Source organism: Synechococcus sp. A15-127 (assembly GCF_014280215.1).
Lineage (GTDB): Bacteria > Cyanobacteriota > Cyanobacteriia > PCC-6307 > Cyanobiaceae > Parasynechococcus.
The window spans coordinates 1,170,021-1,192,810 of sequence record NZ_CP047948.1; the positions used below are offsets into that span (position 1 = coordinate 1,170,021).

The following is a 22,790-nucleotide window of genomic DNA, read 5'->3' on the forward strand; positions in this document are numbered from 1 at the left end:
GAGCCTGATCGGCTGCTGGGGAATCAGTTCCCTCCCCGGGACGGACCCGCACCTGGACCTGCCCGGTCGATCGACTGAAAGACTGAGGTCTGCGGTCCGATGCGCCGGTGATGTCGTTCCTGCTGGACCCCCTCAGTCATGCCTTCATGGTGCGGGCGCTGCTGGTCAGTGCCCTCGTGGGAGGAGTCTGCGGTCTGCTCTCCTGCTACATGACGCTCAAGGGCTGGGCGCTGATGGGCGACGCCGTTTCCCATGCGGTGCTTCCCGGCGTGGTGGTGGCCTATGCCCTCGGCCTGCCGTTCTCCCTCGGTGCCTTCGTCTTCGGCGTCGGCTCGGTGGCTGCCATCGGCTTCGTCAAGCAGAAATCGCGCGTGAAGGAGGACACGGTGATCGGTCTGGTGTTCACCGGTTTCTTCGCTCTCGGGCTGGTGCTGGTGTCGAAGACCCGCAGCAACATCGATCTCACCCACATCCTGTTCGGCAACGTCCTGGGCATCTCCTCGGCCGACCTGCAGCAGACCCTGCTCATCTCCGCTCTGGTGGTGTCGCTGCTGCTGCTGTTCCGGCGCGATCTGATGCTGTTCTGCTTCGATCCCACCCACGCCCGCTCGATCGGCATCAACACCGGACTGCTCCACTACATGCTGCTGGGGCTGCTGTCGCTGGCAGCCGTCGCCGGTCTGCAGACCGTCGGCATCATCCTGGTGGTGGCGATGCTGGTGACCCCCGGGGCCACGGCTTACCTGCTCACGGATCGCTTCGATCGGATGACCCTGCTGGCGGTGCTCAGCAGCGTGCTCTCCAGTGTGCTGGGGGTGTTCATCAGCTACTGGAGCGACAGCTCCACAGCCGGTTGCATCGTGCTGGTGCAGACCGCCCAGTTTCTGCTGGTCTTTCTGCTGGCTCCCCGCCATGGTGTGCTGAGGAGTCACTCCAACCTCAGTCCCTGATCCGCGGTTCGCATCCATGACCGAGACCACTGTTCTGGATTTCAGGCTCAGCAACAGCTTCGAGGAGTACCGCGATCACATGAACGCCCCGGAGCAGCAGGCGATGTTCGCTCAGATGGGCGTCAGCACCTTCTACATCGGTGTCTGCAAGGACGATCCGAAGCGGGCCACCGTGATGTTCCAGGGGCCCGAGAACGTCCTCCACGACGTGTTCATGAACCCTGAAACCAAACCTGTGGTGGAAGCCTCCGGACACGTCTACGACGGCACCGTGATCACCCGCTGGCTGGCCTGAAGGCCGGCAGCACCTGCCGGTAGCCGTTGGCCTCAACCACGCTGAGATCGGTGTCGAAAAGAGCGCTCAGCCGCTCGGCGGTGAGCATCTGTGCCGGTGATCCATCCCCCACCACAGTCCCACCATCCAGAAACAGCACCCGCTGCATTTCAGGAACGATGGTGTCGATGCGATGCGTCACCTGCACCACCGTCGTGCCGTTGCGGCACAGCTGCCGCAGGGTCTGCAGCAGCTGATGGGCGGCCTTCAGATCAAGGGCACGGCTCGGTTCATCGAGCACCAGAACCTCAGGCGAGTGCACGAGGGCGCGGGCGATCATCAGCCGTCGTCGCTGGCCATCGGACAGCTGCCCGAAGCGCTGCTCTGCGATGGTCTCCAGACCCAGCTGGTGCAGCAGGGCATCCCCATGGCGGCGTTGGTTGGGGGTGGGCGTCTGATCCCGGCCGAGACGCATCGAGCCGAACAGGCCGCTGAGCACCACATCACGGGCTTCGACCCCTGGGGGAAAACGCGTTTCCAGCTCCGTGGTCACCACCCCGAGCCGGCTTCGCAGCTGCCAGAGATTCACCGTCTCGCTGCCGAACAGCTTCAGGTGGGCGTCAGCCTGCACGATCGGATGGAGGCTGCGCTCGATCAGTTTCACCAACGTGCTTTTGCCGGCCCCGTTGGGTCCGAGCACCGTTGTCGACTGCCCCAGTTCAAGGGTCAGGTTGAGCTGATGGATCACGGGCCTGCCGCTCAGCCAGGCCTCCACCTGCCGTGCTTCGAACCACACCTCAGCCATCGGCTTCCGCCAGCAGCCGTTCGATCACCACCCGGAGGCCAGGAGCGATCGGCCGCGTCTCGCCGCAATGATCGCTCCAGAGGTGGCCGCTGCTCAGTTCCTCCATCGATGTCAGCTTCAGGTCCTGCCCCTCCTGCAGATGCAGACGTTCGATCGGATCGGTCAGTTCTCCTCGGAACACGTGGGCGATGCGGTTGCCGTTGTCGTGGCTGAACCAGAGCGGCAGGGCCGTCTCCGGTCTCCAGCCGATCTCCTCCTCCAGTTCGCGCAGCACCGCCTGCTCCGGGGCCTCTCCCGCTTCGACGTGTCCGCCGAACAGACCCCAGTGGCCCGGGTAGATGATCGTGTCGATGTCATCGCGCAGCTGCAGCAGCCAGCAGCCGTCGCGTTGCAGCATCGCCAGGGCGACGGAGTAGGTCATCGAACGGTCTGCCGAATCATTTGATGGGCAACAGCTTCGGGTGAACGTCGGCGCCGACCTTGCCCTCCACTTTCACCGACCCCCCGATGCGGACCGTGTCGTCCACCTTCACCGTTCCGGTCACGCTGATGGGTTGTTCGATGGCATCCACCCGGGCTGTCACCGCACCACCGACTTTCACCGGGGCCTCGATGCTCCGAACGGTGATCGGGCCCTTGATCGCCAGAGGTGCCTGGCCGCTGATCTCGACCTGATCCTTCACGCCGACCGTGCCTGTCACCGGCAGCGGGCCTTCGGTGCGGATCGTGATGGCCGCGGGCATCACCAGACGTTCCACATCCAGTCCGCCCTCGATGCGCACCGGGATCGGATTCTTCAGCAGACGGACCGCGGTCCAGGCGAGCACCACCGCTGCCGCCGCGAGCACGATGCTGGAGACCACGATGGCTGCGGGCCAGCGGTAGGCCAGCAGCAGCTCATCGCGACGGTTGGATGTCGTCATGGGGAACAGGCGCTGAGGTCATCACATCCCCTCGTCGGATCGGGTGCAAGTCCCTGGTCCCGTCTGTCTCGCCTAGCGCATCCAGAGGGCCAGTCCGCCGCCGCGTCCTCTGGCGCTCAGCCGACCCTGTTCCCGATCCAAACCGATCAGCGCGAAATACGGCATGCGTCGGGCATCGGGCTGCGGCAGGCTCCGCTCGAACAGCGTCAGCTTGCCAAGGCTGAGGCGAACGCTCCTGAAGCTGAACATCAGCAGCGGCCGTCGACCTGTGAGTTCGGCCTCTCCATCGAAGCGAAGACGCAGCGAACCAAGATTCACCTGATTGACGATCTGCAGGGCTCCGTCCGTCTCCTCTCCGCTGAGGATCAGGCAGGCGCCGAGTCCTCTGAGCAGAGCCGCGGAGGCTGCCGGAGCCGGGGTTCCATCACGGCTCCATGTGGCCCTGAGCCGCCAGGTCCCGATCAGGGAGGCCACGGTGATGCCGCTGCCGCTGCGGCGGCACTGCCGCTCGAGAGCCAGCAGATCCTCGCCGCTGGGAAGGCTGTCGCTGGGAAGGCTGTCGGTTGGGATCATGGGCAGACGCAGCCCTGCCATCTTTGACGACATTTCTCCTGCGTGGCCTCCGCATCGGATCCAGCACGATTGCGATCGTTGAACTGCTGCGCAGCGACTGGGTCGGCGGTGGTCTGGCCAGCCTCGCCTGGCTCGTGTTCGTTCAGGTGGAACGCCGTCGTTCCGCAGATGAAGAGGACGGACCCAATGACGACGCGTGAACGGACTGAGCCTCAGCTTTTCTGACCAACCGCAAATTCCAGGTCAGCCCAGCTCAACTCCACCCATTTCAACCCCTCTTCGATTTCCAGCCTGAGAGCGGCAGCGTCTTCCGCAGCACCTGCGTCGACCAAGTCCAGATACTTCTGGTACTCGGCCATCCAAGCGACGAGATTCGGGGTGCTGTTGGTCATGAAGCCATTGAACACCGAGGGAAGCGGAGCTTGTTGGCTCAGATCCAACCGATAGCAATGGCACCTGTTTGGTGGTATCGACAGCATCACTCCCAGGGGTTCACTGCGATCACCGAGGTCTCAACAGGGAGAAGATCTTGGTTGCGTCGCGGTCTGGAGGTGATGCCACCTCCAGAATTCCTCGGGTCGTGCCCGTGGTGATTGGTCTGAGCCAGACGTTGCACGACTGGCCTCCTCAAGCTTCAACCTTCAATCTCTGGTGATCCGTGCTGTTCATAGTTGAAATCCTGCAGTCCGTACTGAGCCAAGCGTTTTCCGGAGCGACGATCACTCAAGGCCACCACCAAATCGCTCTCGCTCCAGTTCCGTCGGTTGATCAGCTCATTGAAGGCTTCCATCGCTTCGTCGAGATCGTCGTAGTCGCCCACCTGGCGGTACTGCCGCGAGTCTTCGCCGACTGAAATTGCGAACGTCATTCCTCAGGCAGCTCCCGATGAAAGGAGTCTGGCCAATTCGCCTCATCACCGATCGATGTCAACCTGCCGTTGACGCCACCCCTTCATGACCCCACCTCAGCCCCTGCTGGATCGTCTCGCTGAAATCCCCGGAATGCAGCGGGGTTGCCGGCGACTGGTGCTGCTGTTCAGTCAGCTCGGGGATTTCGACTCCCTGGAGTACGCCCAGGCGTTGGTGCCGGCACTTCCCTCTCTGGATCGGGCCGGCATCCGCCTGCTGGCCATCGGCATCGGGGATTCAGCTGGAGCCGAGCGTTTTGCGACCTTCACCGGCTTTCCCCGCGATCGGCTGCAGGTGGAGAGCGATGCGCAGCTGCACCGCGCCTGTGGTCTGTACGAAGGACTCGGCACCGGAGCAGGTGCCTGGCCTGATCTGCTGCTGATGTGCGCCGGGTTCGGCTCCCCTGGAACCCTCGCCGAGGTGTTCCGTGGTTACAGCGGCGATCGCACGGCAGCGCAGCGGTTTGACAGCCCCCTGTTCCGCCTTGCTGGGGGCGACGGGTTCCAGAGACCGTTCGAGCTGGCCACGGTGCGCTTGAACAACATGATCGAGGTGCTGGGTCGCTGGCGCCGGTATGTGCCGGACGATCGCTGGATGTGTCAGCGCGGCGGCACTTTTCTGCTCGAAGAGGACGATTCGCTCCTCTACGAGCATCGCGATCGCGGCATCCTCGGGTTCTCCGAAACGATGAATCGTCCTCTCCTGTTTCTGGATCCCTATCTGGCGGTCTGAACGATCCTCACCGTCAGGTGTCGAACAGGTCGTCCAGGGACAGATCGTCTCGACGCAGCAGGGCGAACGTGGTGCCGGCATTGCCGCGGCAGATGCGCAGCTGCTGATCCAGCACGGTGATGTCGAGCCAGGCCGGGAAGCTCTGCTGCACATCCCGCAGCAGTTGCAGGCGTCCTCCACCGGGCAGCTGCGGTCCCACCCAGCCTCCGCGGCGGAAGCGCACCTCCACACGACATCCCTCCAGCTGTTTCAGATCGGCCTGAACGCTGATGCCGGCGAGAACCCCCAGAGCGCCTCTCAGCCGCAGCAGGTTGCAGCCGCGCCCATTCTCAGGATCCAGGGCCTGCAGGTTGTCCAGCCAGGGGGCCTGTTTCAGCCAGGGTTGCGTCGAGCTGCTCCAGCGCAGCTCCCAGACCCCGCTCAGCAGATCAGAGTCAAGGGGCAGGTCCGCCGGCTGCTCCTGTTCCAACCGCTCCACCAGCTGGGGCAGATCCTTGGCGGAAGGGTCGTGGCGCAGCCGCTCCAGCAGTGTGTTCCGCGTCTGTGTCACCGTCCCTGCAGTTCAGGTGCCGCCATGCTGTCCGGTCCGCGTCGTATCCGCCGTCGTCTGTGTGGCCTTCTGCTGGCCCTGCTGACGGCTCCTTTGATGGCCCCTCATCCGTCGCTGGCATCGGAGGCCTGGGCGCCGGCTGCGGAGCCGGAGGCCTGGAGGGTCCTCCGTGACCGTCTGCTCGCCTCCGGACGCCTTGCTGCTGCGGACTGGGTGTACATGGACTCGATGGGCACGGATCGCCTCGAGGCCGGGGAATATCTGAGCAATCCCAGCCGCTCCGGAGATGTGGTCACCTTCGAGGCGGCTGTGATGCTGCGGCGGGCCGGAGAGCGAGCCTGGACCGTGCGATCGATACCGATGCGCGCCCGCTGTGATCTGGGCGTGATGGAACGCCGGAATGAATCCGGCGAGTGGGGCCCCTACCCCGGTCGACCCGACACGGCCGTTAAGGTCCGCTGGATCTGCAGGCAGTCATGACCCGCCCGGCCTTTCTGTACGAACAACCGGAGCGATTCGGGGAATCCCTCACCACCGCCCGCCCGTGGAACACAACGGCCCTGGCTTCCGTCGAACGTCTCAACGGCAGAGCCGCGATGATCGGTTTCACGGCCGCCGTGGTCGGGGAACTGATCAGCGGACACGGCATCGTCGGTCAGCTGACGGCGGTGGTGCGCTGGTACCTGGAGCTGGGCTGAGCGATGCCCGCCGTCCGCGTTCTTGAAGAGTCCCAGCGCTACAAGCTGGATGGCAGTGACGATGCTCTCTTCTACAGCGAGCCCCGCTTCGTGCATCACCTGGATGCCGGCTTCCGGGCGACCCTGACGCAGCTCTACCGGGAGCGGATCCCCCCCTGCGCCGTGGTGCTGGATCTGATGAGCAGCTGGGTCAGCCACCTGCCTGAGGAGATCGTCTACGACGAGGTGATCGGTCACGGTCTCAATGACGAGGAGCTGGCGGCGAATCCACGGCTCGACCGCCACTGGGTCCAGAACCTCAACCGCGATCAGGTGCTGCCGCTTGAGGCTGCCAGTGTTGACGTCACCCTGATCGTGGCGGGCTGGCAGTATCTGCAGCAGCCGGAGGCCATCGCCGCGGAGCTGCTGCGAGTGACCCGGCCGAACGGGAGGCTGATCTGCGCCTTCAGCAATCGGATGTTCTTCAGCAAGGCACCCCAGATCTGGACCGATGGTGACGACCGCGATCACCTCTCCTACGTCGCCACCGTGCTGATGGCCCAGGGATGGCCGAAGCCGGAGATCATCGCCGAACAGACCCGTGGGCAGGGCGTGATGGGTCTGCTCGGAGGCAAGGGCGATCCGTTCTTTGCGGTGGTGGCCAACAAGGCTCTGGGCTGATCAGATCAGCTCAGGGTGGTTCGGATCTCCTTTGAAGGGTCCCTCCACCCGGGAGGTGATCCAGCCTCCGTAGAACCCCCCTTGTTGCGGGACGACCCGTTCTCCCTCAACCCAGCACCCATCCATCATCTGTGGGTAGAGGGCGAACCAGCCGGCCAGCTCGCGGAATCGCTCCGATGGACTCGGATAGGTCCAGACCGCTCGGGCCAGACGTCGGTCTGCAACGACGACATCGAAGTAGCTGGCGACCCCCTTCCATTCGCAGAACGATGGTCGTCCGCCCACCGGTTGGATCAGATCCGATCGCATCGCCTCCGGCGGCAGGTAGTAGGTCGGTGGATGAAAGGTCTCGAGCACCCGCAGGCTGCGGGTCGTTTCCACAAGGGTCTGCCCCAGAGCCTTCACCAGGATGTGCTCATGGCTGGGCTCGAGGCGAGGAGGTCTTGGGTAGCTGCTGACCCGTTCCACGGTCATGATTTCGTGATAAAGACGCGATGAAATTGATGCTGGTGAGCAATTCTCTGCCGCAGAGGTTTTTATTCTGAAAGGATTATTAAGACTCTCCCCGGCTTAACCGAATCGTCCCCATTTCAAGGCTGGACATGTGCCAATAGTGGGGCATCTTTCGGATACCGACAGGTCCGGCATGACATTCACCCTTCCCGGCCTGCTCCCCTGGACGTTCCGGATCGTTCTCATCGGTCAGCAGATCGTTCTGGAAGCCACTTCAGAAGGCCAGCGTCTGAGTACCGTTCTTGACCCCCGTGCGAGTCGCATCCGCAGCGGCTACGACCTGATCAGCACTCCGCAGTGTGCATTGATCAATCCCCCTTCTTTCGCCTGAGCCACTGCGATTAGGTGGGCTCACACGTCTCCCTTGACCAGCCCGTTGTTGTGCTCGGGGGCTTTCTGATCACCGCCGAGGCATACGCCCCCCTTGCTGAATGGATTGCATCGCGCACCGGTGCAACGGTCCGGGTCGTGCCGGTCTCGCGTCTCGACTGGCTTGCCACCAGCTGGGGCTTCGGCTGGGCCCGACTGCTTGATCGCGTTGATGCGGCAGTGCGGGAGCTTCAGGCCCGCTCGGCCAGCTCCAGGGTCACGCTGATCGGTCACAGCTCCGGTGGGGTGATGCTGCGCCCCTATCTGAGCGATGAAAGCTTCTGCGGTCGTCGCTACGGCGGCGCCACCCGCTGCAACCGCCTGATCACCCTGGGCAGTCCCCATCAGGCGGTTCGGGCCACCCCCCTTCGGGCCCTGGTCGATCGTCGCTTTCCCGGTTGTCCCCATGCGGACAGCGTTGATTACGTTGCCGTCGCTGGACGGCTGGATCTGCAGGGGGCCATGGCGAGCGGCTTCAGTCGCCGCAGTGCCGCCCGCTCCTACCGCCAGATCAGCGGCGATCCAAGCGTCGATGGCGATGGTCTCGTGCCGGTCAGCTCGGCGCTGTTGCGGGAAGCCCGTCCGGTGGTTCTGGAGAACACGGCCCACGGTGGTCTGTTCGGCCGTTCCTGGTACGGAAGTGTGGAGCGGATCCCGGCCTGGTGGACGGTTCTGGAGACCTGAGCGTCACCCAGATCACTTGAGACCGAGCCCGCGATCAGTCATTGTGACGCCCTTGTACTGGCGTTCACGGTGGCGAAGACGACGGGGTTCGGTGGCAGTGACGGCGGCGGCGGCAAGCGTGGCAGCGGCGGCAAGCGAAAACCCGGCAAGTCGAATCATCGGCGTGAGCAGTGCCCGATGGGCCGCGATCCCGACATTGATGCGATCAAGGCCCGTCAAAGCCTCGGTCTGCCGCTCACCGGTCGTCTCACCGAGCAGCAGGTGAAGCGTGCTCACAAGCTGCTCGCCGTGCAGCACCACCCCGACAAGGGCGGAGATCCGGAGATGATGACCCGATTCAACAACGCTCGCGACGTTCTGCTCGAACCTGAGATGGAAGCGATCCCGGGCTGAGGATCAGCTGTTGCTGCGCCCGATCACCAGCCAGCAGATCAGCAGTAGTCCGCTGAGGCTCACCACCGTGTAGATCCAGTCGGCATACGGGGTCCAGAACAGCGCGACGACGGTCGGCGTCACTTCTCCCAGATCAGAACCAGAACCACGAACAAGGCACCGAAGACGAGGAACGGCGTGCCGATGGTGATGATCTGCTGGGTGTCCATTTCCAGTTGTGTCCGGATCGAACGTACCACCGAAAAGCCAGGCGCCTCAGCGGATCAGGTTGATCTTGAAAAAGCCCTGGCCGAGCCCGAAGCTGGATGGTCGATCCCTGTGAAGCGTGATCGAGACGTCGAAGTCGAGCAGCCCCTGCGCTTCGATCTGGTCCCGTGACAGACGACCGCGGCTCTGCTCCTGGTAGCGACCGATGATCTCCTCCTTGTGCTCTCCCAGATACGTGACCACTTCCTGGAGCAGGAAGTCTCTCCACTCCTCCCGATCGTGATCCGGCAACGGTGGTGTCGGCGTGCTCATCTGTCGGACTCGGCCTCACGGGAGAGAACGAGGTCATGAACCTGTTTCACCAGGGCGGCATTGGCCCGCTTGCCCCGCGACAGGCTGCGGTTGCCGGCGGCCTGCTCGATCAGTTCCTTCATGCCCTGCAGCTCCTGCGCGCGGGCCGCGGGCTCCAGGCGCAGAACCGTGAACGCAGAGGCGCTGACCAGAAAATCGATGCGGCGACGCAGATGTCTGTTCTGACGGGAGCCGATCACGGCCGCGACGGCAGCACCGCCGGCTGCGGCGAGGACGGGCACGAGCCAGGTCAGCATGTCGCCGCGAGCGTGAATGTCGAGGCAACCGTAGGGGTGATGCGGCGCTAAAGCACCCGATAGCCATACCAGTCCGGTGTCTCCGGAGGGTTCTCGCCGTGATCCAGCGGGGTCAGCTGCAGCCGCCAGCGTCCGTTCCCTTCGATCGGCAGCAGATCATCCAGCTCCTCCGGTGGTGCCAGACCGTGCAGATCATCCTTGTGCACCTGCTCGTAGTCCTTCAGCCACAGCCGTTTCGCCCTGGCCTTGGCGGCCTGGGATGAGCTGGCCACCAGCAGGCCGAAGCGATGGCGTTCCGCCATGTCGTTCGGGTCATAGGCGCCCAGGTTCACGAACCAGAGTTGCGGTGTTCCGCTCCTGCGGGTCTCCGTCTCCGGCTCTTCCAGCACCTCCACACGGTGGCCATCCACACGGGTGATGCGCCGGTAGCTGTCCACATGCATCCCCCGGCGCTGACCGATCCACTGCCGGCGCAGATCCGGGATGGTGTCGTCAAAGCAGTCGCCGACCACCCAGCGCACGTCGTGAAGTTCCACATGACATCCCTTGATTCGGCCGCCGAGAACGACGAGGAACAGATCCATCTCAGACCAGCGCTTCGATCAGCACGCCGATCATCAGGGCGATGGCGATCAGTGGCAGTGGTTTCATCCGCCCGCTGACGCTCAGCCAGAGGCTCACGACAAACAACGGCAGCTGAATCCAGGGCAGTCCCAACTGCAGCGCTGTTGCGCTGATCGACACCGCCGCCCCGGCCACCGCTCCCGGAACGCCTGCCAGCAACCCCGCCAGCACCATCCGCACCCGTGGCTGTCGGCGCAGCCGCTGCAGCAGCGGCGTCGCCAGCAGGATGAAGCCGAAGCTGGGCAGGAAGATTCCGATCGTGGCAGCCGCCGCGCCAGCCAGGCCCGCTCCGAATCCCCCGGCATTCCAGCCCGCCTGGTAGCCAACGAAGGTGCTGGTCAGCACCACAGGCCCGGGGGAGATCTGTCCGATCGCCACACCGTCGAGAAACTCGCCGGGGCTGAGCCAGCCCAGCTCCACCACCTGCTGCTGCAGGAGCGGAATGATCACCAGCCCCCCGCCGAACACCAGCAGACCGGTCTTGAAGAACACGCTGAACAGCCCTGTCATCAGACCGGTTCCGGCGCTGCCGGCTCCAGCGGTCAGACCCAGGGGCAGAGGCAGCAGCAGTGCCGCTCCCTTCGGCCGGTCCAGCGGGGCGCTGAACAACCGGGCCAGACCCGCCAGCAGCAGCAGCAGACCGGCGGGAAGCGGCAGGTCGCCCAGGGTGTTGAGCAGAACCCCCAGCATCACCAGGGCGGCGGTGAGGATCTGCCACCGCTCGGTGCGGCGTCGGATCAGTTTCCAGGCGAAGGCCCAGATGATCGCGGCCACCACCGGCTGGATGGTCTGCAGCGCGGTTGTGAAGCTGGGAAGTGCCTGCCCGTTGCGCCAGAGCTCACTGAGCAGCAGCACGATCAGCAGCCCGGGCAGCAGGAAGCAGCTGCCGCTCACCAGTCCGCCGATCCAGCCGCGGCGAAGCCATCCCAGGTAGATCGCCATCTGACTGGAGGCCGGCCCCGGCAAGGCTTCACAGAGGCCGAGGCCTTCCTCGAAGCGCTCAGGATCCACCCACTGGCGGATCTCCACGATCTCGTTGCGCAGCATCGCGATGTGGGCCTGGGGGCCTCCGAAACCCAGCACCCCGATGCGCAGGAACAGTCCGGCGAACTGAGGCCAGGGCACGTTCTGTTTCTCCGGCACAGCTGATGGCGTCGTGCTCATCCGCCCGGTCTGACGTTCCGCCCGAAACTTAGATCTCTCCTGAGATCAGCAGCGTGATCTCACGCACCTGATCGCTCCCGTCGGAGCGCCTCCTCCTGCATCCTCTGGATGCGTTCCAGAACGGTTTCGTTGCTCATGCGGTTGTTGAGCCGCTCCACCAGCAGCGGGAAGGCCAGGGGGCCAGGCCGCGGCGTTGCCACATGCAGCCATTCCTGCTGTGCAGCCCGCTGCAGAGCCGCCTCCAGGCGGGACAGCTCCAACTGCTCATCGAGCACCTCCCGGCGAGCCTGAAGCAGCAGACGATTCTCCGGTTCATGGCGTTCGAACACGTCGAACAGCAGCGAGGCACTGATCTGAAGCTGTCCGGTGCTCTTGCCGGCTCCGGGGAAGCCGCGATGCATCAGGCCGGCCACCTGAGCGATGGCACGGAAGCGTCGCCGTTGCAGTTCCGAAAGGTTCAGGGCCGCTTCCAGATCGTCTTCCAGATGGTCCGTGTTCAGCAGCAGATCGCTGTGGTCCGCCAGCAGTTCCGCCATCGGATAGGTCTTGGGTGCCAGCAGCTCGAAGCCGTAGTCGTTCACCGAGACGGTGATCGTGCCCCGCTCCAGCCGGGTGAGTCGGGAGGCCCACAGAAAGCCGATGCCTTCATGCACGAAGCGACCCTCGAAGGGATAGGCGTAGAGATGGGTTCCCTCCCGTGTGCGGCAGGTTTCGATCAGCAGCTGGCCGATGCGGGGCAGCACCGAGAGATCCTGCTGTCGCTCGAACAGCGGACTGAGGGCCTGGAGTTCCGGGGTGTCCAGCTCTCCGCGGCTCGCCCGATCCACCTCGAGACGCAGGTGGTGGGTCAGCAGATCCGAGAGCGCCATCTGACCGCCGGCCCAGGCTGGAACGGTGCGGCTCTTGCGGTTGCTCACCTTCACGTAGGCGGTCATGTCTCGCAGCCGCACGAACTCCAGCTGGCGGCCTGAGAAGAAGAACACATCCCTCGGCTTCAGCTGGCTGATGAAGGATTCCTCCACGTGGCCGAGCACGGCACCCCGCACGAAGCGCACCGTGATCGCCGGTGCGGCGGTGATCGTGCCGATGTTCAGCCGGTGCAGACGGCCAATGGCGCTGTCCCGCACCCTGAAGCGCTGCGCCTTTTCATCCCACTCCAGTTTCCGGTAGCGGGGATAGGCCGCCAGGCAGTCACCGCCGTGTTCCAGAAACCGCAGGCACCAGTCCCAGTCCTGCTGTGGCAGGTCGGAGAAGGCGGCACTGCTGCGCACCGCCCGCAGCGACTCATCCGGGTTGAATCCGGCTCCGCAGGCGAGGCTCGTGAGGTGCTGCAGCAGAACATCCAACGGTGCATTCGGTGGTTTGCGCTGTTCCACGAGCCCTTCCTCCAGCCCGCGGCGAACCGCACTGAGTTCGAGCAGTTCCAGAGCATTCGTGGGCATGAACAGCACCTGGGAGGTTCCGCCCGGCAGGTGTGCGGAGCGTCCCGCCCGTTGCAGCAGCCGGGCCAGGTTCTTCGGGCTGCCGATCTGAACCACTTGCTCCACGGGCTGGAAGTCCACCCCCAGATCCAGGGAGCTGGTGCAGACCACCCAGCGAATCGTGCCGGCTTTCACCGACGCTTCGATCGCCTCCCGCTCGCTGCGATCGATGGCGCTGTGGTGCAGAGCCAGGGCCCCCTCCATCTCCGGGCAGGCGAATCTCAGGCACTGGAACCAGCGTTCCGACTGGTTGCGTGTGTTGGTGAACAGCAGTGTGCTGATGCCTGGGTTCATGGCTGCCACCAGGTCCTCGTACATGCGCAACCCGAGGTGTCCGGCCCAGGGGAAGCCATCGATCGTCTCCGGCAGCAGGCTGCGGATCTCCGTGACCCGTGCCGGAGCCCCCCCGATGATCACCGGATCGTCGTCCGTGCCGAGAGCGTGGCGGGCGGCCTGAGCGAGGTTGCCGATGGTGGCGCTGATCGCCCAGGTCTGCAACGACGGCCGCTGCTGACGTAGCCAGCTGAGGCAGAGCTCGGTCTGCGTGCCGCGCTTGCTGCCCATCAGTTCGTGCCATTCATCGAGCACCACGGTGTCGAGATGGCGGAACAGCTCCTCCGCTTTGCTGTTGCTGAGCAGCAGGGTCAGCGATTCCGGTGTGGTGACCAGGATCTGGGGAGGTGACTTGAGCTGTTTCGAACGTTCGCTGCTGCTGCTGTCGCCGTTGCGGATGCCCACGCGCAACGGCCAGCGCATCTCGGAGATCGGCTCCCGGATCGCCAGGGCGAGATCACGGCTGAGAGCGCGCAGGGGGGTGATGTACAGCAGTCGGATGCCCGGATGGTCCCCCGTTTCAGCCAGCATTGCGGCGATCGGTCCCATCACGGCGGCGAAGGTCTTGCCGGAGCCGGTCGGCACCTGAATCAGACCGCTGTGGCCCTCGAGATAGGCCGCCCAGCTGCGCTGCTGAAAGGGAAGCGGGGTCCAGCCCCGGCGTTCGAACCAGGACTGGATCGGCACCAGGATCGGGTCAGGGCTCACGGCGCGATTCCGTTCTGCAGCTGTCTTAACCATCCGCATCGAGTGTTCGGGACGTGACTCCCTCCACACCAGGCCGCCTGTGACTCAACCTGAACTGGAGCCGTCTCTGATCAGGTTCAGCGCAGCATCAAGCCGGTCGGCTTCCCCGGCCGGTTTGTCACGTCGCCAGCGCAGGATCCGCGGAAAACGAACCGCCAGCCCTGACTTGTGGCGTCTGGAGGGATGGATGCCTTCAAAGCCGATCTCGAAGACCAGTTCGCAGTTCACGGAACGGGCGGGCCCGAACCGCTGCAGGGTGTTGCGGCGGATCCAGCGGTCCAGCTCGAGGATCTCCGCATCATCAAGGCCGGAGTAGGCCTTGGCGAAGCTCACCAGCTGCGGTGGATCCTCGTCATTCCAGAGCCCGAAGGTGTAGTCGGTGAACAGGTTGGCTCTCCGACCGCTGCCGGCCTGGGCGTACAGCAGCACGGCGTCGAGGGTCATCGGCTCGAGTTTGTGCTTCCACCAGTGGCCGCGGCGGCGGCCGGCGAGATAAGGGGAGTCCAGCTGTTTCAGCATCAGCCCCTCGGCCCGCTGAGCGACGGCCCGCTGACGTTCGGTATCCAGCTCGACCCAGCTCTCCAGGGACCAGCCGACGCTGGCGGTCAGACGCCAGCGCTCGGGATGGCTGACCTGCTCGAGAACGGCCGAGAGCTGCTGGCGGCGTTGCCTCAGCGGCTGATCGCGGATGTCCGCACCGTTCAGCTCCAGCAGGTCGTAGGCGATGAAGCGCATCGGGCACTCCCGCTTCAGGGTGGTGCCCACCGTTTTGCGACCCAGCCGCCGTTGCAGTGTGTCGAACCCCAGCGGAGCGGCGGCAGCCTCCTGCCAGCAGATGATCTCACCATCCAGTGCGGTTCCATCCGGCAGGGCATCACCCACCGCCACCAGCTCCGGGAAGCTGTCGTTGACCAGCTCTTCACCCCGGCTCCAGAGGTACACCCCTGAGCCGCGATGAATCAGCTGACCGCGGATGCCATCCCATTTCCACTCCAGCAACCAGTGCTCTGGAGGGTCTGCGCTCAGCCGCTCAGGATCCAGCGGGCTGGCCAGGAAGAACGGGTAGGGGGCGGCACTGCTGCGACTCTCCTCCGAGCCGGCCGGTGCGGTGAGCCGGGAGAAGGCCTGTGCCGATGGTTCGAACCCTCCCATCAGGCGCTGCAACACCAGGCTTTCATCGAGCGAGAAGGCCTCGGCCACCGCACGGCTGATCAGACCTGTTGACACGCCGACCCGGAAGCCACCGGTGAGCAGTTTGTTGACGATGAAATGCAGGCGCTCCGGCACCTGACACCAGAGCTTCAGAACGGCTTCCGCCTGTTGCTCATCCTGCTGGCGGCTGAGCTCAGGCAGCAGGGATTCCATCCACCAGTGCAGCGGACGGGTCTCGAGCGATTCGCCTCGGAATGCCTGCTCGTCCCCGAGGGTCTGCCGCACCGCTGGCCACAACAGGCTGATGGTTTCGGCCGAGTCGCCCACCTGGCCGTGGCAGTCATCGATCAGCCACTGGGGCATCCCGCTCTGCTCCTGCAGGATCTCTCTCAGGCGTCGTCCGGTGATCATCCGGCGTCGGCGTTTTCCCAGCAGCAGGCTGAGCGCCCAGGCGGCATCCGCTGGCGGCACGGTCCGGAAATGGTTCACCAGGGCCGTCACCTTGGCTCTGGTGCCGGTGACCTGATCCAGCCAGTCGAACAGAACCTGGAACGCCTGCATGCCAATCGGGCGGTCACCGCCATCCTGACGGGGCCGCTCTGCCTCCGTTGCCGTGGTGTTTCTGCTTTCGAAGCTGCTGCCCCTGCTGGTGCTGCCGCTGGGTCTGAGTCTCGGGCTGTTGCTTCTGGCAGGGTTCACCCGGTGGCGATGGCCGCTGATCTCGGCGATCACGGTGCTCTGGGTCTTCAGCACTGGCCTGGTGTCCCAGTGGTTGTGGCGAGGCGTGGAACGGCCCTGGCAACGCCTCTCAGCTCCATCGGTCCCGACGGCTGACGCGATCGTCGTGCTCAGCGGAGGACGTCACGCCGCACCCGGCCCCTCCCGCGTTGTGGAGTGGCATGACCCCGACCGCTTTCTTGCTGGTGTGGAGCTGTTCCGCACCGGCAGGGCTCCAAGGCTGCTGTTCACCGGGGGGCAGAACCCGTTCCGCAAGGGCCTCGCTCCCGAGGGGAGTCTTTACCTCAGCGAGGCCAGAGCTCTCGGGATTCCGGCTGATGCCATGACCTCCACAGGACCTGTGCTGAACACGGCAGAGGAGGCCAGGGAGATCCGGGCGCTGCTGCCCTCCGGTCGCCGACGGGTGCTGCTCGTCACGAGTGCTTTCCACATGCGCAGGGCTCAGCGCCTGTTCGAGCGCCAGGGCATCGCTGTGGTGCCGTTCCCGGTGGATTTTCAAGCCCGTGGTTCCTGGGCTGGGTCGCCATGGGCGGATCCACTGCAGTGGCTGCCAACCGCGAGGTATCTCGATGACAGCTCGCGGGCCTTGAGGGAACTTCTCGGAAGGATCGTCTACCGCACCTGGTGATCCCGCTTTTCCGCGATCAGACCACCTGTTCCTGCTGAGCTGCGACGTCTGGGAAATGCTCTTCCATGCACGACTCACAGATGCCGTGACTGAAGTTCAGAGTGCTGTGACGCATCATGAACTCCTCGAGCGGACGCCATGCACCCTGATTGTCACGAACCTTGCGGCAATAACTGCATGAACATAATATTCCCTGCTGTTGATGCAGCCTGCAGAATTCATCGAGCAACGACAGGGAACGTTTGCGTAGTTCCAGAAGAGTGACGACCTGGGCTGCCAGTCGCTCCATGATTTTATATTGCGTTGATGTTAGCGATTTCGGCATTCTGTCGATCACACACAACGTGCCGATCCGGTGATGTCTGTCTGTGTGCAGGGGAAATCCCGCGTAGAGCCTGATGTGGGGATCTTTCTTCACCAGGGGATTGTCCTTGAAGCGATCATCGAAGAGTGCGTCCTCAACGATCATCGGCTTCGGAGAGAGGATGGCGTGGGCGCAGAATGACCAGTCTCTCGGTGTTTCCTCCGTCTCCAGACCGACCTTGGATTTGAACCACTGACGGTCGTGATCAACGATGGAGATCAGAGCAATCGGAGCATGGCAAATAAGGGCCGCCATGCTGGTGATGTTGTCGAAACTTTCCTCCGGTTTGCTGCCAAGAATGCGGTATTCACTCAGCGCGCGCAGCCTCGCCACCTCGTTATCCGGTTTTGGCGCAGGACCGGTCATTGAGCGTGGCGCTTCTCAACCTTCTTGCTAAAGCAAACCCCAGCTCAATAGCCATAAAGATCCGTAAAGATTAAGAGAACCTTTGTAAGGATTGTCCGTTGCAGCCCAGCTGGGTCTCCGAGATCGACAGCTGATCGCGTGGCACGAGCCTCAGTCGCTTTCTCCCTCGAACAGGGTCTCCAGCGGTTCGGCATCAATTCCTTCCACCTCCCTCAGGTAACGGGCCAGAACATCGCTCTGACCGTGGGTCACGTAGACCCTCCTGGCACCTGATTCGCGCACCGTCCGGATCAGGCCAGGCCAGTCCGCGTGGTCGCTGAGCACGAATCCGCGTTCGTAACCCCTCCTGCGGCGAGCGCCGCGCACCGCCATCCAGCCTGAGGCGAAGCCGGTTTGTGGCGTGCGGAACCGCCTCATCCAGCTGGATCGGTGGGCTGACGGCGGGGCGAGCACGAGACGACCGGCCAGAACCTCGTTCCTGGGGATCTCGCTGACAGGACGGCTCGGTGTCATCGGAACTGCCGCCTCGCGGTAGTGACGGGTCACCGTCTCCACGGCACCGTGCAGCAGGACCTCCTCCTCGACACCGATCGCCTTCAGTTCCGCCAGCAGCCGCTGGGCCTTCCCGAACGCGTAGCAGAACAGCAAGGACGGACGGCTGCGGTCCCCCTGCCACCAGTCACGGATCTCCGCGGCCAGCTCTGATCCGGGCTTCCAGCGGTAGATCGGCATGCCGAAGGTCGCTTCGGTGATCAGCACGTCGCAGGCCACTGGCTCGAACGGTGCGCAGCTCGGATCGTCGTCACGCTTGTAATCCCCGCTCACCACCCAGACCTCCCCCTCAGACTCCAGACGGATCTGAGCGGATCCGAGCACATGCCCGGCACTGTGGAAGGACACCCGGCACTGACCGAGCCAGATCGGCTCTCCATAGCGGACGGGATGCAGGCAGATCTCCTGTCCGAGTCGCTGACGCAGCACGCCCTCGCTGACATCCACCGCCCAGTACTCACCGCATCCCGCCCGGGCATGGTCGGCATGGGCGTGGGTGATCAGAGCACGGGGCACCGGTCGCCAGGGATCCACCCAGGCGTCTGCCGCCCGGCAGTAGAGCCCTTCCGCGGTGCGCTCGATCAAGGTGTCGCTTCTTGACTGCAGAAGTCTGTAGTTCCCTTACCTTGAGCGCGACCTCAGCACCGTGATCGATGAACAGACGCCTCTTCGTCGGGATGATGCTGCTGTCGCTGATGCTGCCCGGCGCCGCTCTCGCACAGAAGAAGATCCCCAAGGCCGAGGGGCATAACCAGTGCCCGCTCGGCTATGTCAACACCCTGGGCACCACCTGCGTCTCCCCGATCGCCTACGAGGTGCAGCCTTCGGATGGGGACGCCTGCCCTTCCGGTTGGATGAACATCGGAGCCGGGTACTGCCGCAGGAAGTGAGCCTTCGGGCTCAGCGGCTCATCTCCAGCATTCTTTGAATCGGCTGAAGGGCTCTCAGACGCAGCTCCTCCTCCAGTTCGATCGCCGGTTCCAGGCTCTCAAGACAGTCGTGCAGCTTCTGCAGGGTGTTGAGCCGCATGTACGGGCAGGCGTTGCAGCTGCAACCGTCGACACCGGGCACATCGAGCAGCGTCTTGCCGGGGACCCGCTGCTTCATCTGATGCAGGATGCCGGGCTCGGTGAGCACGATGAAGGTCTGCGCTGCACTGCTCTGAGTGCGGTTCAGCAGTTTGGTGGTGGATCCGATGAAATCCGCCAGATCGAGGAGATGCTCCTGGCACTCGGGGTGGGCGATCACCTCCGCATCGGAATGTTCGAGCTTCAGCTCCAGGAGTGCTTCCTCGCTGAAGGTCTCATGAACGATGCAGCGTCCCGGCCAGAGCGTCAGCTCACGGCCGCTCTGCCGTTGTACCCAGCGTCCGAGGTTCTGGTCCGGAGCGAAGAGCACGGGGCGATCCGCGGGCAGCTGTTGAACGAGATCCACGGCATTGCTGCTGGTGCAGATCAGGTCGCTCTGGGCCTTCACCGCCGCTGTGCAATTGATGTAGCTGACCACCACATGGTCGGGATGCTTCGCGCGGAAGTCGGCGAATGCATCGGCCGGACAGTCATCGGCCAGGGAGCAGCCTGCATCGAGATCCGGCAGCACCACCGTTTTCTCGGGACTCAGGATCTTGGCGGTCTCCGCCATGAAATGGACGCCGCAGAACACGATCACATCGGCGTCGGTGCTGGCGGCCTTGCGGGACAGTTCCAGGGAATCCCCGATGAAGTCGGCGATGTCCTGGATCTCGGGTTCCTGGTAGTAGTGCGCCAGCACAATGGCGTTGCGATCACTTTTCAGTCGTTCGATCGCCGCCACCAGGGCGTCGTCAGCGCTCATCGGAACCGGGCCGGGGCAGGATGGCTCCAGCCTAGGCATCGGTTCTGTCGGATCTTCGCGTTGCGATCGCCGGTGATCTCCATGGAGCCTGGGGCACTTTGGATGAGGAGGTACTGGCGCGACTCCAGCCTGACGCCGTGCTGTTCGTCGGAGATCTGAGCGATGGAGATCTGCGGCTGACCCGGAGGATCGCGTCGCTGCCCTACCCACTGGCGGTGATTCTCGGCAATCACGACCTGGGTCGCGATCGCAGCGGAGGGATCCTGAGACAGCAGCTGGCTCTTCTGGGGGAGAGCCATTGCGGCTGGACCCAACGTGGTTGGAGCCAGCCTGCTATCGGACTGGTGGGAGGGCGGCCCGGCAGTGCCGGCGGAGGCTTTCATCTGTCCCATGCAGTGCAGGCGGTTTATGGCCCGATCACCCTCGAGCAATCAGCGGATCGCATTGTGGCCGCTGCTGCTGCCGTTCCTGCGGATCAACCACTGATCGTGATGGCCCACTGCGGCCCCAGCGGCCTCGGTTCCGAGGCCGACAGCCCCTGCGGTCGCGACTGGAAACCGCCGGCGGTGGACTGGGGCGATCAGGATCTCGCCCTCGCTCTGGATCGGATGGGTCGGCAGCGTCCCCCGGATCTTGTGGTCTTCGGTCACATGCATCATCAGTTGAAGCGTTCGAACGCCCTCCGCCGCACCCTGCTGCGCGATCGCCGCGGAACCGCCTTCCTCAATGCCGCCTGCGTCCCCCGCAGTGGGCGTGATGCCAGCGGTCGTGAGCTGCTGCATTTCTCCTGGGCGGAATTCCGGGGTGCGTCCCTGACCCATCTCAGTCACCGCTGGTACTCGCCGGACGCCCAGCTGATGCATGAGGAGGAGCTGCCACGGCAGGAGGCGATGGCGTGCTGATCTATGTCTGCAGCAGCAGTCATGGGTTCGGTCATGCGGCCCGTGATGCGGCTGTGCTGCAGCAGCTCCGTCGTCTGCGTCCGGATTGGCAACTGGTGCTCAGCTCACAGGTGCCCGCCTGGTTCCTGCGGCTGCTGCTCGGTTCGGCAACGACCGATGTCCGCCACTGCCGCTGGGATGTGGGAACGGTTCAGGCGGATGCCCTGGGGGTGGATGCAGCAGCAACACTCATCGCTCTCGAGGAGCTGCAGCAGCAGCTGCCTGAACTGATCAAGCAGGAGGCGGCCTGGATTGCATCCCAGGGCAGGCCGGTGCTGATTCTCGGAGACATCCCACCTGCCGCCGCCGATCTGGCAGATCGGCTCAGAGCACCACTGGTGTGGATGAGCAACTTCGGCTGGGATGAGATTTACCGGCCGTACGGCGAAGCTTTCCAGAGCCATGCGGAGGCGGCCCATCAGGCCTACCGCCGTGGTCAGCTCCTGCTTCGCTGCCCATTCGATCTGGCCATGACCTGGGACCTGCCGGAGCAACGGCTTGGGCTGGTCTGCGGAGAGCCCCGGCCACTCGAGCCTGCGCTGCGGGATCGACTCACGGCTGCCGGACCTCTGGTGCAGGTGGGTTTTGGCGGACTCGGGCTGAAGCTCAATCCTCATCTCTTCGCCGAATGGCCTGAGCAGAACTTCGTGATGGCTTCCCCCGCTGACAGCAGCGAGCGGGAGGCGCTCAGGGCGCTGCCCAACCTGACGTTGCTTCCGGACGGTGTGCGTCCGCTGGATGTGTTTCCGTTCTGCGGGCGTCATCTCGGCAAGCCAGGCTTCAGCACCTTCTGTGAGGCGCTCTCCTTCTCCGTGGGTCTGCACGTGGTGGAGCGCCGGGATTTCGCAGAGGCCAAGGCTCTGATGCGGGGTCTCGCGTGCCATGGTTCATCCCGCCTGCTCAGCCGGGATCAGTTGCTGACTGGTGACTGGCAGCTGGATCAGCCTCTGGTGCCCCCCAAGCAGGCTGCGACTGCCGCCCATGGTGCGGAACAGGCGGCCCGGGCTCTGATCGCCTACGCCGACCAATGAACAGATATCCGTTCAAGAAAAAATATTGTGTATCAACGCCTTCAATTTGCGTCTGAATGTCACTGAGCGCCTGAAATATCGCCGTTCCGACGATAGCGAGACGATTCGTGGACTGGCATATATACCTATTGATCCAATCGAATTGTTCGACAAAGTCGCTGCGGAGGAAAAATGCTTTCTTCGGCTCAACCAACCATCCGCTTCTGGTTCATCGAGTCTTCATTCCCTCTTGGGATCTGTACTTCGAACGCTTTTTATGGCTATCCACGAACTGATCGGTCGTCAGGCACTAGCAACGGCCGTCGTCGTCGGATCTTTTTCAGCCTCCCTTGTTTCGGCTCCTGCTGCGGCCAGTCTGCTGCCTCCATCCTCCCGGGCTCAACTGCTCAGCTCTCCAAGTGCGGTGCCCACCCGTTCCATTCCTTATGTGATCACCCCCGAGCGTCGGGCGATGCTCAACACGATTCGCTATGCCGAGGGCACCTGGAAGGGTGGGATGGATGTCGGCTACCGCGTCATGTTCGGTGGTGGTCTGATGTCCAGCCTGGATCGTCACCCTGACCGGGTCATCTACAGCACCCGCTACGCCAGCGCGGCAGCGGGTGCCTACCAGTTCATGCCCTTCACCTGGAACCTGGTGCAGCGCAGCATCGGTGTGGTCGGTTTCGGCCCGGAAGCCCAGGATCAGGGCGCTCTGTTCCTGATCCAGCGCCGCAAGGCCCTGGGACTGACCGATGCCGGCACGCTCACCCCAGTGCTCACGGCGATGCTGGCTCCGGAGTGGGCGTCATTCCCGACCCTTGCCGGCCGCAGCTTCTACGGTCAGCCCGTCAAGAAGTACGCCCGTCTCCGTTCCTTCTACAACCTCAATCTCGAGGAGCTGCGCCGACTGCGTGATCAGAGACGTGAGGAGCTGTCTCAGGCATCGAGCTCTTCAGATGTCTGTCTCGGCTCCCGGATCTTCTGCGCCACAAGTTTCTGAGCAGGCT

33 protein-coding genes are annotated in these 22,790 nt (G+C 64.0%); 15 read left to right on the forward strand and 18 right to left on the reverse strand.

All coding sequences use genetic code 11. The features are described 5' to 3' along the window. Positions 1 to 110 precede the first annotated feature (110 nt). Positions 111 to 950: a metal ABC transporter permease gene (locus SynA15127_RS06015; RefSeq protein ID WP_186485402.1), complete on the forward strand. Its 840-nt coding sequence runs from the start codon at positions 111 to 113 to the stop codon at positions 948 to 950. A 16-nt stretch (positions 951 to 966) separates the two neighbouring features. Continuing rightward, a complete protein-coding gene (locus SynA15127_RS06020) occupies positions 967 to 1,245 on the forward strand; it encodes a DUF3764 family protein (protein ID WP_186485403.1) in 279 nt (92 codons plus the stop codon). On the opposite strand, the gene SynA15127_RS06025 is transcribed toward SynA15127_RS06020, so the two are convergent. The 4 genes from SynA15127_RS06025 to SynA15127_RS06040 all read right to left on the reverse strand — a co-directional run bounded on the left by SynA15127_RS06025 (position 1,226) and on the right by SynA15127_RS06040 (position 3,546). Next, positions 1,226 to 2,029: an ABC transporter ATP-binding protein gene (locus SynA15127_RS06025; protein WP_186485404.1), complete on the reverse strand. Its 804-nt coding sequence runs from the start codon at positions 2,027 to 2,029 to the stop codon at positions 1,226 to 1,228. The genes SynA15127_RS06020 and SynA15127_RS06025 overlap by 20 nt on opposite strands. Next, positions 2,022 to 2,450 (reverse strand): NUDIX hydrolase, encoded by a 429-nt coding sequence (locus SynA15127_RS06030; protein WP_186485405.1) that lies wholly within the window; start codon positions 2,448 to 2,450, stop codon positions 2,022 to 2,024. Before SynA15127_RS06030 ends, SynA15127_RS06025 begins: the two co-directional genes overlap by 8 nt. A gap of 16 nt (positions 2,451 to 2,466) precedes the next feature. Further along, entirely contained in the window at positions 2,467 to 2,952 is a 486-nt protein-coding gene (locus tag SynA15127_RS06035; protein ID WP_186485406.1) for a hypothetical protein, read from the reverse strand. Positions 2,953 to 3,024: 72 nt separating this feature from the next. Next, a complete protein-coding gene (locus SynA15127_RS06040; protein ID WP_255475612.1) occupies positions 3,025 to 3,546 on the reverse strand; it encodes a hypothetical protein in 522 nt (173 codons plus the stop codon). A 2-nt stretch (positions 3,547 to 3,548) separates the two neighbouring features. On the opposite strand from SynA15127_RS06040, the gene SynA15127_RS06045 reads away from it, so the two are divergent. Continuing rightward, entirely contained in the window at positions 3,549 to 3,725 is a 177-nt protein-coding gene (locus SynA15127_RS06045) for a hypothetical protein (RefSeq protein WP_370594029.1), read from the forward strand. 12 nt (positions 3,726 to 3,737) lie between these two features. Here SynA15127_RS06045 and SynA15127_RS06050 read toward each other — a convergent pair whose 3' ends face one another. Together SynA15127_RS06050 and SynA15127_RS06055 are read right to left on the reverse strand one after the other, a co-directional pair. After that, complete coding sequence (locus SynA15127_RS06050; RefSeq protein ID WP_186485408.1) at positions 3,738 to 3,917, reverse strand: hypothetical protein; 180 nt, start codon at positions 3,915 to 3,917, stop codon at positions 3,738 to 3,740. 242 nt (positions 3,918 to 4,159) lie between these two features. After that, positions 4,160 to 4,393, reverse strand: a complete 234-nt coding sequence (locus tag SynA15127_RS06055; protein ID WP_186485409.1) for a hypothetical protein — start codon at positions 4,391 to 4,393, stop codon at positions 4,160 to 4,162. A gap of 85 nt (positions 4,394 to 4,478) precedes the next feature. Between SynA15127_RS06055 and SynA15127_RS06060 the strand changes: the two genes are divergently transcribed. After that, positions 4,479 to 5,165, forward strand: a complete 687-nt coding sequence (locus SynA15127_RS06060) for a peroxiredoxin-like family protein (protein ID WP_186485410.1) — start codon at positions 4,479 to 4,481, stop codon at positions 5,163 to 5,165. A gap of 13 nt (positions 5,166 to 5,178) precedes the next feature. Here the strand turns inward: SynA15127_RS06060 and SynA15127_RS06065 are convergent, their stop codons facing one another. Further along, the gene (locus SynA15127_RS06065) at positions 5,179 to 5,715 is read right to left on the reverse strand and encodes a PAP/fibrillin family protein (protein WP_186485411.1); all 537 of its coding nucleotides are present in this window, start codon (positions 5,713 to 5,715) and stop codon (positions 5,179 to 5,181) included. Positions 5,716 to 5,739: 24 nt separating this feature from the next. Between SynA15127_RS06065 and SynA15127_RS06070 the strand changes: the two genes are divergently transcribed. From SynA15127_RS06070 to SynA15127_RS06080, 3 genes are read left to right on the forward strand one after another with little or no spacing between them, the layout of a single operon-like run. Then, on the forward strand, positions 5,740 to 6,195 hold the full coding sequence (locus SynA15127_RS06070; protein WP_186485412.1) for a hypothetical protein: 456 nt from the start codon (positions 5,740 to 5,742) through the stop codon (positions 6,193 to 6,195). Further along, positions 6,192 to 6,413, forward strand: coding sequence for a chlorophyll a/b-binding protein (locus SynA15127_RS06075; RefSeq protein ID WP_186485413.1), 222 nt, complete (start codon positions 6,192 to 6,194; stop codon positions 6,411 to 6,413). The genes SynA15127_RS06070 and SynA15127_RS06075 overlap by 4 nt, the downstream gene beginning before the upstream one ends. A gap of 3 nt (positions 6,414 to 6,416) precedes the next feature. After that, on the forward strand, positions 6,417 to 7,073 hold the full coding sequence (locus SynA15127_RS06080) for a class I SAM-dependent methyltransferase (RefSeq protein WP_186485414.1): 657 nt from the start codon (positions 6,417 to 6,419) through the stop codon (positions 7,071 to 7,073). Here SynA15127_RS06080 and SynA15127_RS06085 read toward each other — a convergent pair whose 3' ends face one another. After that, entirely contained in the window at positions 7,074 to 7,547 is a 474-nt protein-coding gene (locus SynA15127_RS06085; RefSeq protein ID WP_186485415.1) for a DUF427 domain-containing protein, read from the reverse strand. A gap of 172 nt (positions 7,548 to 7,719) precedes the next feature. Between SynA15127_RS06085 and SynA15127_RS06090 the strand changes: the two genes are divergently transcribed. From SynA15127_RS06090 to SynA15127_RS06100, 3 genes are all read left to right on the forward strand, one after another. After that, positions 7,720 to 7,917 carry a hypothetical protein gene (locus SynA15127_RS06090; RefSeq protein ID WP_043690962.1) on the forward strand — a complete coding sequence of 66 codons (198 nt, stop codon included), beginning with the start codon at positions 7,720 to 7,722 and terminating at the stop codon, positions 7,915 to 7,917. A gap of 14 nt (positions 7,918 to 7,931) precedes the next feature. Next, positions 7,932 to 8,639 (forward strand): triacylglycerol lipase, encoded by a 708-nt coding sequence (locus SynA15127_RS06095; RefSeq protein WP_186485416.1) that lies wholly within the window; start codon positions 7,932 to 7,934, stop codon positions 8,637 to 8,639. A 69-nt stretch (positions 8,640 to 8,708) separates the two neighbouring features. Continuing rightward, on the forward strand, positions 8,709 to 9,032 hold the full coding sequence (locus SynA15127_RS06100; RefSeq protein ID WP_255475613.1) for a molecular chaperone DnaJ: 324 nt from the start codon (positions 8,709 to 8,711) through the stop codon (positions 9,030 to 9,032). 3 nt (positions 9,033 to 9,035) lie between these two features. Here SynA15127_RS06100 and SynA15127_RS06105 read toward each other — a convergent pair whose 3' ends face one another. The 7 genes from SynA15127_RS06105 to SynA15127_RS06135 form a co-directional block, all read right to left on the reverse strand. Further along, entirely contained in the window at positions 9,036 to 9,134 is a 99-nt protein-coding gene (locus tag SynA15127_RS06105; protein WP_186485603.1) for an adenylosuccinate lyase, read from the reverse strand. A 153-nt stretch (positions 9,135 to 9,287) separates the two neighbouring features. Next, a complete protein-coding gene (locus SynA15127_RS06110; protein ID WP_186485417.1) occupies positions 9,288 to 9,551 on the reverse strand; it encodes a hypothetical protein in 264 nt (87 codons plus the stop codon). Continuing rightward, positions 9,548 to 9,847 carry a hypothetical protein gene (locus tag SynA15127_RS06115; RefSeq protein WP_186485418.1) on the reverse strand — a complete coding sequence of 100 codons (300 nt, stop codon included), beginning with the start codon at positions 9,845 to 9,847 and terminating at the stop codon, positions 9,548 to 9,550. Before SynA15127_RS06115 ends, SynA15127_RS06110 begins: the two co-directional genes overlap by 4 nt. Before the next feature lie 47 nt (positions 9,848 to 9,894). Then, positions 9,895 to 10,431, reverse strand: coding sequence for a DUF1543 domain-containing protein (locus tag SynA15127_RS06120; protein WP_186485419.1), 537 nt, complete (start codon positions 10,429 to 10,431; stop codon positions 9,895 to 9,897). A gap of 1 nt (position 10,432) precedes the next feature. Further along, positions 10,433 to 11,635 (reverse strand): chromate efflux transporter, encoded by a 1,203-nt coding sequence (gene chrA, locus SynA15127_RS06125; protein WP_186485420.1) that lies wholly within the window; start codon positions 11,633 to 11,635, stop codon positions 10,433 to 10,435. A gap of 59 nt (positions 11,636 to 11,694) precedes the next feature. Continuing rightward, positions 11,695 to 14,157: a ligase-associated DNA damage response DEXH box helicase gene (locus tag SynA15127_RS06130; protein WP_255475614.1), complete on the reverse strand. Its 2,463-nt coding sequence runs from the start codon at positions 14,155 to 14,157 to the stop codon at positions 11,695 to 11,697. An 84-nt stretch (positions 14,158 to 14,241) separates the two neighbouring features. Further along, entirely contained in the window at positions 14,242 to 15,909 is a 1,668-nt protein-coding gene (locus SynA15127_RS06135) for an ATP-dependent DNA ligase (protein ID WP_186485422.1), read from the reverse strand. A 52-nt stretch (positions 15,910 to 15,961) separates the two neighbouring features. Here SynA15127_RS06135 and SynA15127_RS06140 point away from each other — a divergent pair, with 52 nt between their 5' ends. Next, positions 15,962 to 16,714, forward strand: coding sequence for a YdcF family protein (locus SynA15127_RS06140; RefSeq protein WP_186485423.1), 753 nt, complete (start codon positions 15,962 to 15,964; stop codon positions 16,712 to 16,714). Positions 16,715 to 16,730: 16 nt separating this feature from the next. Here the strand turns inward: SynA15127_RS06140 and SynA15127_RS06145 are convergent, their stop codons facing one another. Both SynA15127_RS06145 and SynA15127_RS06150 read right to left on the reverse strand, forming a co-directional pair. Continuing rightward, a complete protein-coding gene (locus SynA15127_RS06145; protein ID WP_186485424.1) occupies positions 16,731 to 17,444 on the reverse strand; it encodes a GAF domain-containing protein in 714 nt (237 codons plus the stop codon). Positions 17,445 to 17,594: 150 nt separating this feature from the next. Further along, entirely contained in the window at positions 17,595 to 18,581 is a 987-nt protein-coding gene (locus SynA15127_RS06150) for a ligase-associated DNA damage response exonuclease (protein ID WP_186485425.1), read from the reverse strand. A 68-nt stretch (positions 18,582 to 18,649) separates the two neighbouring features. Between SynA15127_RS06150 and SynA15127_RS06155 the strand changes: the two genes are divergently transcribed. After that, complete coding sequence (locus SynA15127_RS06155; RefSeq protein ID WP_186485426.1) at positions 18,650 to 18,886, forward strand: hypothetical protein; 237 nt, start codon at positions 18,650 to 18,652, stop codon at positions 18,884 to 18,886. Between the two features lie 10 nt (positions 18,887 to 18,896). Here the strand turns inward: SynA15127_RS06155 and nadA are convergent, their stop codons facing one another. Further along, entirely contained in the window at positions 18,897 to 19,829 is a 933-nt protein-coding gene (gene nadA, locus SynA15127_RS06160) for a quinolinate synthase NadA (protein ID WP_186485427.1), read from the reverse strand. 113 nt (positions 19,830 to 19,942) lie between these two features. On the opposite strand from nadA, the gene SynA15127_RS06165 reads away from it, so the two are divergent. The 3 genes from SynA15127_RS06165 (at position 19,943) to SynA15127_RS06175 (ending at position 22,783) form a co-directional block, all read left to right on the forward strand. Next, a complete protein-coding gene (locus SynA15127_RS06165) occupies positions 19,943 to 20,731 on the forward strand; it encodes a TIGR04168 family protein (protein WP_255475643.1) in 789 nt (262 codons plus the stop codon). Then, entirely contained in the window at positions 20,725 to 21,801 is a 1,077-nt protein-coding gene (locus SynA15127_RS06170) for a hypothetical protein (RefSeq protein WP_186485428.1), read from the forward strand. Before SynA15127_RS06165 ends, SynA15127_RS06170 begins: the two co-directional genes overlap by 7 nt. A gap of 256 nt (positions 21,802 to 22,057) precedes the next feature. Continuing rightward, complete coding sequence (locus SynA15127_RS06175) at positions 22,058 to 22,783, forward strand: glycoside hydrolase family 104 protein (protein ID WP_186485429.1); 726 nt, start codon at positions 22,058 to 22,060, stop codon at positions 22,781 to 22,783. Positions 22,784 to 22,790: the final 7 nt, after the last annotated feature.